The following is an 11,512-nucleotide window of genomic DNA, read 5'->3' on the forward strand; positions in this document are numbered from 1 at the left end:
CCGTCGGCCTGGCGCAGCTGCAGGGTCAGCGGCTGCTCCAGCCAGGATTCCAGTTCCAGGAAGGCGTCGGTGGCCAGGCAGTCGATCTGCAGGCGGTTGTCGCCGCACACCGACTCGGTGCCTTCGAAGCGTTCGACGACCCACGTTTCATGCAGCCCCTGCAGGCGCAACAGGCGTGGTTGCCGGGCGTCGAGCGTGATTGCCCGGACCAGTGCGACACCAGCGGCATCCATGCCCATGCAGAATCTCCCTTTGTAGTGGGAGAACTGTTGGGGCAGGACGCCGCCGGCTGCCGCGAGCTACGCCATTCCTGCGGGATGCATCACGCTTGTCGGCCCCGGATCGGGCTGTTCACGACAGGATTACGGAAGACGGGCTGTGCAATCGCGACGCCGCGATCAGCCCCGCTTGCCGGCAAACCGTGCTTCGATCTCCTCCAGCGACTTGCCCTTGGTCTCGGGCAGCCATAGCGCGGCCACCAGGAAGAACACGAAGGTGCACGCCGCCCAGAACACGAACATGCTGGCGTAGCCGTAGTGGCCCACCGTGGGCAGGAAGATCGCGGCGATGGTAGTGGACACGAACTGGTTGATCAGCAGCGCGATGCTCATGCCGTTGGAACGGATGCGGTTGGGCATCAGTTCGGACAGCGCCAGCCACACGCAGACGCCGGGGCCGACTGCGAAGAACGCGACGAATACCAGGATGCAGGCGGCCACGGCCCAGCCGTGTGCCGGCGGCGGCACCGGGCCGATGCGGGCCTGCTCGATGCGCAACGGTGCCTGCGCGGCCTTGGCCGGGTCGGCGAACGGGTTCAGGTGCAGTTTGCGGAAGAACGCGCCGATCACGCTGTCCGGCTGCACGGTGCCGGCACGCTCGATGCGCAGCTCGCGATCGGTCAGGCTGTCGCTGCGCAGGGCGCGCACATTGGTGAAATTGCCGTAGGCGTACGACACGGTCAGCTGCAGTGGCCGGCCTTCGCTGTCGATGCCCACGCCCAGACGCTGCCACTGCGCTTCATCCAGCACCAGCTGCAGGCCATCGCCGCTGACCGCGGCCTGCAGCTGCGATTGCACGTCTGCGCGGCCGCGCTCGGCCTGGAAGAACAGGGTCGCGGCGGCCAGCAGGGCCACGCAGATACCGCCGCTGCCGAGCATCAGCAGGAACTTGCGGCCCTTGCGATCGACCAGCAGCAGCGCGACCACGGTCATCACCGCATTGAGCAGCTTGATCGCCACGTCGGCGCTGTTCGCTACCGAGCCGGACAGGCCGGCCTGGTTGAGGATGTTCACCGCGTAGGCCAGCACCGAGTTGATGCCGGTGGCCTGGGTGCAGGCCAGCACCACGCAGGCGAGCAGGAACGGCACCACGTAGCGGCGGCTGAGCAGCGGGTCGCGCTTGCCGTCGCGGCTGCTCGATTCCGGCGCCTGGATCTGTGCAAGCGTCGGCTCCACCTCCGAAGCGGGCAGTACGCGCTGCAGGCTGCGGCGCGCATCATCGATGCGGCCGCGGCGCACCAGCCAGCGCGGCGACTCGGACAGCCAGAAGATGCCGGCGCAGAACAGCAGGCCCGGCGCCAGGCAGGTCCAGAAGATGGTGCGCCAGGCGTGGTCCTTCACCGTGAACAGTTCCTGCGCCTGCTGCGCGACCGGCAGTGAGCGCACGGCTTCAGCGGCGGCGTCGACTGCATGTGCGTGGTACAGGCCGATCAGCGCCGCCAGTACCAGGCCGATGGTCAGCAGCAGCTGGAACATCGCCGCACCGCGCCCGCGTCGTTCGGGGCTGAGCACTTCGGCCAGGTACAGCGGAATCACCACGCCGATCAGGCCACCACTGATGCCCTGCAGCAGTCGGCCGAGCAGCAACGGCGTGTAGCCCGAGGCCAGCGCCATGATCGGAATCGACGCGGTGAACAGCAGGCCCGCCAGCAGCATCGCGCCGCGGCGTCCGATCAGGTCGGCCACCATGCCGGCAAACAGCGAGGACAGCACACTGCCCAGCAGTACCGCCGCCACGACGAAACCGAGTTGCTGGCTGCTGAGCTGCCAGGCGTGGCTGGCTGTGGCTTCAAGATAGGGCAGGGCGCCGGCGATGATGCCGATGTCGATGCCGTACAGCAGGCCGCCGAGGCCGCCGATGAAGAGCAGGTAGCGTACGGGCCAGCGCGGGGCGGTGCTTGCGGTCATCGGCGTATTCCCAGGAGGCGTTTCGGTGCGGATTGCTTTCGTAGAGTCGAGCTTGCTCGACTGACCGCGCAGGGCGCGGCAGAGCAGTCGAGCAAGCTCGACTCTACAAAGGCGGTGCGTCAGGCATTTCCGGCGTCAAGGAGCGGCGGTACGTCAGGTGTTCCAGGCGTCAGGACGGGCGGCACGTCAGGCGCTTGCAGCGTTCAAATCGACCACGTGCCCGCCGACCACTACCTGCTGCAGGCGCAGCTCGGCGTCCAGCACCACCAGGTCGGCGCGGGCGTCGGGCGCGATGCGGCCGCGATCGCCCAGGCCGAGGTAGTCGGCCGGGAAGGTGGAAACGCGTTGCGAGGCATCAGCCAGCTCCAGGCCCACCTGCACCAGGTTGCGCAGCGCCTGGTCCATGGTCAGCGCGCTGCCGGCCAGCGAACCGGTCGCCAGGCGCACGCAGCCGCCGCACTTGTGTACGCGCTGCTCGCCCAGTGCGTATTCGCCATCGGGCATGCCGGTGGCAGCGGTGGCGTCGGTCACCGCATACAGGCGCGGGATCGCGCGTGCGGCCAGCCGGATCACGCCGGGGTGGATGTGCTGCAGGTCGGGGATGATCTCGGCGTACTGCGCATGCGCCAGCGCGGCCGCGGCGATGCCCGGGCGATAGTGATCGACGCCGGTCATGCCGTTGAACAGGTGGGTGAAGCCGGAGGCGCCGGCCTGCAGTGCGGCCACGCCTTCTTCGTAGGTGCCGGCGCTGTGGCCAAGCTGCACACGGATACCCATCGCTGCAAGCGCGGGAATCAACGCGGTGTGCTCGCCGATCTCCGGCGCCAGCGTCATCACCCGGATCGGGGCGAGTGCATGCAGCTGCTGCACCAGGGCCAGCGTCGCTTCGATCGTTCGGTTGGGCTGCGCGCCCAGCCGTTGCGGGCTGATGAACGGCCCTTCCAAGTGCACGCCGACGATGCAGGCCGCCTCGGCATCGGGCGCCGCCATGGTGGCGGCCACACCCTGCAGCGCATGCTCGATTTCGTCCAGGCCGGCGGTCATGGTGGTGGCCAGCAGCGTGGTGGTGCCGAAGCGCAGATGGGTGCGGGCAATGGTGCGCGCCACGTCGCCGCCCTGCATCAGGTCCACGCCGGCTGCGCCATGCACATGCAGGTCGATGAAGCCGGGCAGGATCACCGGCAGCTGCAGATCGTCAGCGCCGCTGTGGTCGTCCACCTGCAGCTGGCGCACGTGCGAATCGAAATGGACGTGGCCACGCCGCCAACCCAGTGGGGTGAGGATGCGGCCCTGCAGGGAGCGGGTGTCGGTCATGCGGTGGGCTCGGCGATGATCACCTCGATGCCCAGTCGCTGCAGCCCCTCGCGGGTGGCGTCGTCGATGCCGGCGTCGGTGATGATGGTATGGATCTGGTCCAGCAGGGCGATGCGGTGCAGGCTGACGCGGCCGAACTTGGAGGCATCGGTCAGCACCACGATGCGGCGCGCGCGCTCGACCATGCGGTGGTTGAGGCGGGCTTCGGCTTCGTCGTGGGTGGTCAGGCCGAACTGCAGGTCCAGGCCATCCACGCCCAGGAACAGGGTGTCGAAGCTGTACGAGTTGAGGCTGGCTTCGGCCTGGCTGCCCTGCAGCGACAGCGACTGCTGGCGCAGCAGTCCGCCGGTCAGCAGCACGTTGATGCCGGGTGCATTGGCCAGTTCCCAGGCGATGTTCAGGCCGTTGGTCATCACCGTCACGTCGCGCTGTGTGCGCAGATGGCGGGCCAGGGTCATCGTGGTCGAGCCGGAATCGATGATGATGTTGTCGCCCGGCTGCACCAGGCGCGCGGCGCGCGCACCGATCGACTCCTTCAGCGGCAGGTTCAGCGCATCCTTCTCGTGGATGTCCTGTTCCTGCGGCGGCGTGCGCACCAGGGTGGCGCCGCCGTGGGTGCGGTTGGCCAGGCCCTGCGACTCGAAGTGGGTCAGGTCGGCCCGGATGGTCACCGCCGACACGCCGAAGCGCTCGACCAGATCGGCTACCTGCACCGAGCCGTGCTCGATCAGCAGCTGCAGGATCTGTTGCCGGCGGGAGCGGGTGTTGCGCATGGCCATCTCTCGGTGTCGTCAGGAAAGGTAGAGATTAGCCGTTCGCAAGAACGGAGGTGGCCGAACTTTCTTTCTGCTTGCGGTGGCCGGCCTGGTTGGCACTGCAGGCGCGGGCATATTCGCCCAGGCACAGGCCGATGCGGTGCTGCACCAGTGCGGTGGGCGTGTTGGCCAGGGCGCCTTCGCGCACGGCCCAGTACTGCTCCGGCAGGTACTGGCTGAGCAGCACCAGCGGCGGTGCGTGCTGTTCCAGGTTGGCGAACAAGGTCTGCACGGCCTGCACCAGTGCCGGCTCGCCCCAGTAATAGCGGCAGCGGTCGCTGAAGGAGTAGCTGCGCAGCAGGCGCAGTGTGGCGTCATCGCCCTGGTAGTAGGACTGCCAGTACTTCGGCTGCGCCACCATCACCTCGTCCAGCACCTGCGGCAGGCGCGAGCATTGCGCAGCCGGCAGCAGCTCCGCTTCGATCGCAGCCAGCGCGAACAGCGCTTCGCGATAGGCGAAGGTGGCGGCCGGGCCGACCTTGAGGATGGCGAAGTGGTCGCGCACCAGTGCGTGCAGGCCGCTTTCGCGCTGGTAGTCGGTGGAGTGCGCTTCGAACACGATGCGCGGCTGCTGTTCGAGGAAATCGGCCAGCGTGCCAGCAGCGGCGGCATCGTACTCGTGCACGCTGCTGTGGTCGAAGTCCACGCCCGGCTGCACCACCATCGCGATCACGCGCTGCCAGGCATCGCGCAGCTGCGGCGTATCGAACGCCTGCTGGTGGATGGCCAGAGTCTGCGCGGCGGCCGCGGGCGTGGTCACCTGCAGGCCTTCGGCCAGCGAGGCTTCGCCACCGGGAATCGGCACTTCGGTACCGATCACGTAGACCGGCGGTGGCAGGCCATGCTCGGCGGCGGTGCGCTCGGCGATCCCGGCCAGCTCGGCCGAGCGTGCGGCGACGATGGCATCGGGCAGCGGCACCGGGTCATCGGCGCAGGACATGCTGCAGTCCAGATGGATCTTGTGGAAGCCGGCGGCGACGTAGGCCTCGATCAGCACGCGGGCGTGGGCCATCGCTTCGGCGGCCGGGCGCTTCTGCCAGGCATTCGGGCCGAGGTGGTCGCCGCCCAGGATCAGCCGCTCGCGCGGGAAGCCTTCCTCGTCGGCCAGGGTGCCGACGTAATCGCGGTACTGCGGCGGGGTCATGCCGGTGTAGCCGCCGAACTGGTCGACCTGGTTGGAGGTGGCCTCGACCAGCAGCACGGTGCCGTGCGCCAGCGCCACATGCATGGCGGCGCGCAGCACCTGCTCGTTGCTGCAGCAGACGCTGTACAGGCCGACGTTGGCACCGGCGCGGTGGGAGGCAAGCAGGGTCTGCAACGGGGACATGGTCAGGCTCCGGACATCAGGAAAACGAGGGGTGGCAGGCGAGCAGGGCAGCACCACGTGCGCCGCCGGCATCGCCGAAGCGGGGCGGCACGATCGGCGGTACCTGCACGCCGTTGAACAGATGGGCGGCGATGGCCGCTGGCAGCTGCTGGTACAGCGGCGCGTACTGCGAGAGGCCACCGCCCAGCACGATCACATGCGGGTCCAGCGCCAGCACGAGTGCGGCCAGGCTGTGGCCGAGCAGGTCGCGGTGGATGTCCAGCGCCTTGCGCGCGCGGGTATCGCCGGCTTCGGCGAGTGCGATCACCGCGCTGGCGTCGGCGGCACTGCCGTCCAGATGGCGTTCGATCATCGCCAGTCCACTGCCGGAGACGTAACGCTCGACGCAGCCCTGCAGGCCGCAGGCGCAGTCGATCAGCGGCAGGCCGTGGCGCTGCAGCAGGTGGCCGGGCACGCTCCAGTGGCCCCATTCGCCGGCCAGGCCGTTGAAGCCGGACAGCAGGCGGCCGTGCAGGCAGAAACCACCGCCTGCACCGGTGCCGAGGATGGCGCCAAACATGCTGGGGTAGCCATCGGCGGCGCCGCCGTGCGCTTCGGAAAGGGCAAAGCACTGCAGGTCGTTGCCGAAGTGCAGCGGGCGCTGCAGCCGGGCCTGCAGATCGGCGGCGACGCTGTGGCCGGTCAGCGCCGGCACGTTCGCACTGAGCTGGCGACCCGTGCGCCGATCACGCACGCCGGGCAGCGCGATGCCGATGGCGGCGTCGTTGCGGCCCAGTGAAGCATCTGCATCGGCCACCAGCCCCAGCATCGCCTGCAGGAAGCCCTCATAGTCGCCCTGCGGCGTGCTGACGCGACGGCGCCAGGTGACCTGCATCGCCGCATCGCACGCCACCAGCTCGATCTTGGTGCCGCCGATGTCGATGCCGTAGCCGGCGTGGGCAATCAGCTCAGCCATGGTGGATGGTGACGCCCTTGACGACGCGGTTGACGGTGCCGTCCGGGAACGGATTGTCCGGGGTCAGGCCCAACGCGGCCGAGCGTTGCAGCGCGAACAGCTGCGCAAAGCCCAGCCACACCGGCGCCAGCCACGGGTCGTCCAGTGCCGGCACGGTGAGGGTGTATTCGTCTTCGGCACCGATATCCGAATGCGGGCCGATCGCCAGCACCTCGCCGGCCACGCCGTCGCGGCGCAGTTCTTCCAGCAGGTCCTGTTCGTAGCGCCGCGCCAGCGGCTGCACGCTGCGCAGCACCACCACCAGCGTGTTGCCGTCCAGCGTCGACTTCGGGCCGTGGCGGAAACCCAGCGGCGTATTGGCCAGTGCCAGCACGCGGCCGGCGGTCAGCTCCAGCACCTTCAGCGCGCACTCGCGGGCCAGCGCTTCCAGCGGGCCGCTGCCGAGGTAGATGATGCGGTTGAACGGGCGCTGCGCCAGCGCGGCGACCGGCGCATCCCACTGCGCCTGGCCTTCGCGGGCCAGTGCTGCGATCTGCTTCAGGCGCGCGATGCGCGCGTCCCACGGCGAGCGGTCGAATACGGTCAGCGCGGCCAGCAGCATGCAGGTCAGGCTGCTGGTCATGGCGAAGGCGCGGTCGCAGCTGGCCGACGGCATCAGCAGGGTGCAGGTGTCGGCACGGCCGGCACCGCGGCGGGCCAGTTCTCCATCGGCATTGCAGGTGATGTCGAGGAAGCGCGCGTCATCCACGTCGCTGCGCACACGGTCCACTGCTGCCACGCTTTCCGGGCTTGAGCCGCTGCGGCCGAACGAAACCAGCAGGGTCGGGCGGTCGCGCTGCAGGTACAGCGCCGGGTGGGTCAGCAGGCTGGTGGTATGCACCACGCGCACCTCGGCCGGCCACTGCGCGTTGATCGCGTCGGCCACCATCTCGGCAATGAAGCCGGAGCTGCCGGCGCCGGTGAACAGCACGCGCTGGTGGGGATCGTTGAGGCTGTCGCCGAGGAAGGCCTGCAGGCGATCACGGGCACGCGACAGATCCTGCGCAAGGGCTTCCCACAGCGCAGGCTGCTGGGCGATTTCGGTAGCGGTATCGGCTCCGCCCAGGCGCTGCCAGGCGGACACATCGGAAAGCAGGGTGACGTCCATTCGGAGGTTCCAGTTGGGCCAGCGCACCATCTGTGTTTTCTTTCGAAATGTCAAATACCGAAAGTAAAAAGAAAGAAAATGTGATGCCGGGTTTGCCTCGAGCTGGACGTGTGGGAAAACGAAAGAAGAGGCAGTATGCCGTATCGCACAATGCTTAACAGGCGTCTGCAAGCGCTTACACAAAGTATTGCGACGCAACAACTTTCGTTTCAAAGGAATATATCTTCCTTTTTCCTTTCAATTTGTTGACATCTTTCGAATCGCTGCCCTAGAGTCGGCCCAACCGCTTTCGAAACGCCCGGTGAACGGGTTGGGAGTCCGCGTGGAAAACTGCGTTCGTCGCTCGCCGCTGCTGCTGGCCCTGTTGCCGGCGCTGATGCTGGCGTCCCTGCCGGCCCGGGCAGAGCCGGTCGGCAACCTGCGTTCGGTGGCCGCCAGCGACAGCCGCGACGGCGTGCAGGGCTGGGACCTGCAGACCGACAAGGGCGCGCGCATCCGCATCGAACTGCCGGCGACCGACATCATCCGCGTGCAGGCCGGCCGCAATGGCACGCTGACCGGCGCGGGCGACAAGGCCGCGCCGATCGTACTGCCGCAACCGCAGGCGAACGTAAAGGCGCAGCTGGAAGAAGACGCGCAGGAAATCCGCGTGCGTACCGATGCACTGGTGCTGCATGTGCAGCGGCAGCCGTTGCGCCTGCGCCTGGAGCGCCTGGACAACGGCCAGCCCACCGCGCTGTGGCAGGAACTGCAGCCGCTGGACCTGGATGCCACGCAGAGCGTGCAGGTGCTGTCCTCGCAGGCCGACGAAGGCTATTACGGTGGTGGCCAGCAGAACGGCCGCTACCAGTTCAAGGGTCGCGAGCTGGAGGTGTCCTATTCCGGCGGCTGGGAAGAGGGCGACCGCCCCAGCCCGGCACCGATGCTGCTGAGCAGCCGTGGCTGGGGCATGCTGCGCAACACCTGGAGCGATGGCAGCTACGACCTGCGCCAGCCCGACCAGGCCACGCTGCTGCATCGCGAAGATCGTTTCGATGCTTACTACTTCGTCGGCACCGACCTGCCGAAGCTGATCGAACGCTACACCCAGCTGACCGGCCGCCCGAACATGGTCGCGCGCTGGGCGCTGTCCTACGGTGACGCCGATTGCTACAACGACGGCGACAACAGCAAGAAGCCCGGCACTGTGCCCGAAGGCTGGAGCGACGGCCCGACCGGCACCACCCCCGACGTGATCGACAGCGTGGCCAAGCAGTACCGCGCCCACGACATGCCCGGTGGCTGGATCCTGCCCAACGATGGGTATGGTTGCGGTTACAAGCAGCTGCCGGAAACGGTGAAGGGCCTGGCCGGCTACGGCTTCCGCACCGGCCTGTGGACCGAGAACGGCGTCGACAAGATCGCCTGGGAAGTGGGCAAGGCCGGCAGCCGCGTGCAGAAGCTGGACGTGGCCTGGACCGGCAAGGGCTACCAGTTCGCGATGGACGCCAACCGCCAGGCATTCAACGGCATCCTCGACAACTCCGATTCGCGCCCGTTCCTGTGGACGGTGATGGGCTGGGCCGGCATCCAGCGCTACGCAGTGGCCTGGACCGGCGACCAGAGCAGCAGCTGGGACTACATCCGCTGGCACGTGCCGACCCTGGTCGGGTCGGGCCTGTCCGGCATGGCCTACGCCAGCGGCGACGTTGATGCGATCTTCGGCGGCAGCGCCGAAACCTTCACCCGCGACCTGCAGTGGAAGGCGTTCACCCCGGTGCTGATGGGCATGAGCGGCTGGTCGTCGAACGCGCGCAAGCACCCGTGGTGGTACGACGAGCCCTACCGCAGCATCAACCGCGATTACCTGAAGCTGAAGATGCGCCTGACCCCGTACATGTATGGGCTGGTGCACGAGGCCGCGCAGACCGGCGCGCCGCCGGTGCGTGGCCTGATGTGGGACAACCCGCGCGATCCGCACGCGCAGGATGAGACCTACAAGTACCAGTTCCTGCTCGGCCGCGACCTGCTGGTGGCGCCGGTATACCGCAGCCAGGCAGCCAGTCGTGGCTGGCGCCGCGACATCCACCTGCCGGCCGGCGGCTGGATTGACTACTGGGATGGCCGCCGCGTGCAGGCCGCCGCCGACGGACGCCAGCTGGATCGCCAGGTCGACCTGGCCACGCTGCCGGTGTTCGTGCGTGCCGGTGCGATCCTGCCGATGTACCCGTCGATGCTGTTCGACGGTGAAAAGCCGCTGGATGAGGTGACGTTCGACCTGTACCCGCAGGGTGATTCGCAGTACACGCTGTACGAAGACGATGGCAACACCCGCCGTTACCAGCAGGGCGAGTCGAGCACGCAGGTGATCCGCGTGCAGGCACCGGCGCAGGGCAGTGGCCCAGTGCAGGTGCAGATTGATGCGGTGCAGGGCCAGTACAACGGCCAGCTGGTGCAGCGTCGCTATGGCCTGCGCGTACTCAGCCGGCAGGCGCCGCGTGCGGTGCAGGCCGGCGGCCGCGCGCTGCCGGCGCTGGCTGACGCCGCCGCCTTCAACACTGCGGCCGAAGGCTGGTACTTCGACGCCCAGGAGCGCCGCGGAACGCTGCATGTGCGCACAACCGCGCAGGACATCCGCCAACCGCTGCAGCTGCAGCTGGACTTCGCGGTGGCCGCGGCCGTCGCCGATGATGCCTACCCCGCCGCGCCGGTGCTCGGCCGCGAACTGCCGGCCGACAGCCTGCTGGTGGTCAACCGCCCGGCCGAAGAGCCCGGCCATGCGCTGGAAAACGCCTTCGACGACGATCCCGCCACCTGGTTCCGCAGCGTGCGCAACCAGGCGGTGCGCACCGGTGCACACGAGTGGGTGATCGGCTTTGGCGAGCGCAGGATGATCGATGGCATCGATATCGCCCCGCGCAACGACAAAAACTGGAAGCACGGCCAGGTGCGCGATTACGAGGTGTACCTGGGCGACAGCAATGGCGAGTGGGGCGAGCCGATCGCCCGTGGCCGCCTGCAGCTGAAGGAAGGCGTGCAGCGCATCGACTTCCCGGCGCATGCCGGCCGCCTGCTGCGGTTCCGCGTGCTGAGCGTGCAGAACCCGGAGGGCGACGGCGCCAGCAGCACCGACCCGATGGTCACCGCGGCGCAGGGCAGTGCCCGCGCCTTCGATGCGCTGCAGCCGCGCGACGTCGGCCCGATCGCGCTGTCCACCTTCCACATCCTCGAGCACCAGGAACCGGAGCGACCGGCCCGGCAGCGCTATCTCTCCGAGCTGCCGGTGCCGGCCGCGCTGGCCAGCCAGGTGCGCGCCGACCAGTCGTTCCGTGGCGATGCCGGCATGCGCATGAACGGCCTGCAGTTCCGTCGTGGCCTGGGCGTGGCCGCCAACAGCCGCATCGACCTGCGCCTGCAGGGCGGCTGGCACCTGCTGCGCGCCGACCTCGGCATCGACGACGCGTGCCGCACTGCCGGTGGCCTGCAGTTCCAGGTCTGGGGCGACAACCGCCTGCTGTACGACAGCGGCCTGGTGAAGGCGCCCGGCGTGGTCAAGCCGGAGCTGGACATCCGTGGCCTTTCCACCCTGAGCCTGCGCACGCTGGGTGCGCAGGGCAGCCAACCCGCCCAGGTCTGTGCCAACTGGGCCAACGCCGTGCTGATCGGCCAGGAGGGCGACTCCGCCAGCATCGTCGCCCCATGACCGCCTCGTAACACCGCTCCTCCCCCCGCCCATACCGACTACGGCCCTGCTGGCCGTGGCCCGGGAGCGTTTTGCCCGCCGATCCA

General features: G+C 68.5%; 7 protein-coding genes and 1 pseudogene. 1 reads left to right on the forward strand and 7 read right to left on the reverse strand.

All coding sequences use genetic code 11. The features are described from left to right. The 7 genes and pseudogenes from AC5P7U_RS04055 to AC5P7U_RS04085 all read right to left on the reverse strand — a co-directional run. A pseudogene (locus tag AC5P7U_RS04055) lies at positions 1 to 239 on the reverse strand (type VI secretion system tip protein VgrG); the annotation flags it as partial. 159 nt (positions 240 to 398) lie between these two features. Then, entirely contained in the window at positions 399 to 2,186 is a 1,788-nt protein-coding gene (locus AC5P7U_RS04060) for an MFS transporter (protein ID WP_308308037.1), read from the reverse strand. A 186-nt stretch (positions 2,187 to 2,372) separates the two neighbouring features. Further along, complete coding sequence (gene nagA, locus AC5P7U_RS04065; protein WP_308308036.1) at positions 2,373 to 3,500, reverse strand: N-acetylglucosamine-6-phosphate deacetylase; 1,128 nt, start codon at positions 3,498 to 3,500, stop codon at positions 2,373 to 2,375. After that, positions 3,497 to 4,273, reverse strand: coding sequence for a DeoR family transcriptional regulator (locus AC5P7U_RS04070; protein WP_308308035.1), 777 nt, complete (start codon positions 4,271 to 4,273; stop codon positions 3,497 to 3,499). The genes nagA and AC5P7U_RS04070 overlap by 4 nt, the downstream gene beginning before the upstream one ends. 34 nt (positions 4,274 to 4,307) lie before the next feature. Continuing rightward, positions 4,308 to 5,642 carry a D-tagatose-bisphosphate aldolase, class II, non-catalytic subunit gene (locus AC5P7U_RS04075; protein WP_312560993.1) on the reverse strand — a complete coding sequence of 445 codons (1,335 nt, stop codon included), beginning with the start codon at positions 5,640 to 5,642 and terminating at the stop codon, positions 4,308 to 4,310. A 16-nt stretch (positions 5,643 to 5,658) separates the two neighbouring features. After that, positions 5,659 to 6,597: an ROK family protein gene (locus tag AC5P7U_RS04080; RefSeq protein WP_414554924.1), complete on the reverse strand. Its 939-nt coding sequence runs from the start codon at positions 6,595 to 6,597 to the stop codon at positions 5,659 to 5,661. Beyond that, entirely contained in the window at positions 6,590 to 7,744 is a 1,155-nt protein-coding gene (locus AC5P7U_RS04085) for an SIS domain-containing protein (protein ID WP_495220808.1), read from the reverse strand. Before AC5P7U_RS04085 ends, AC5P7U_RS04080 begins: the two co-directional genes overlap by 8 nt. Before the next feature lie 322 nt (positions 7,745 to 8,066). On the opposite strand from AC5P7U_RS04085, the gene AC5P7U_RS04090 reads away from it, so the two are divergent. Next, positions 8,067 to 11,426, forward strand: a complete 3,360-nt coding sequence (locus AC5P7U_RS04090; protein WP_495220810.1) for a TIM-barrel domain-containing protein — start codon at positions 8,067 to 8,069, stop codon at positions 11,424 to 11,426. The last annotated feature ends 86 nt before the right edge of the window (positions 11,427 to 11,512 follow it).

Source organism: Stenotrophomonas sp. YJH_SMC_57 (assembly GCF_059369755.1).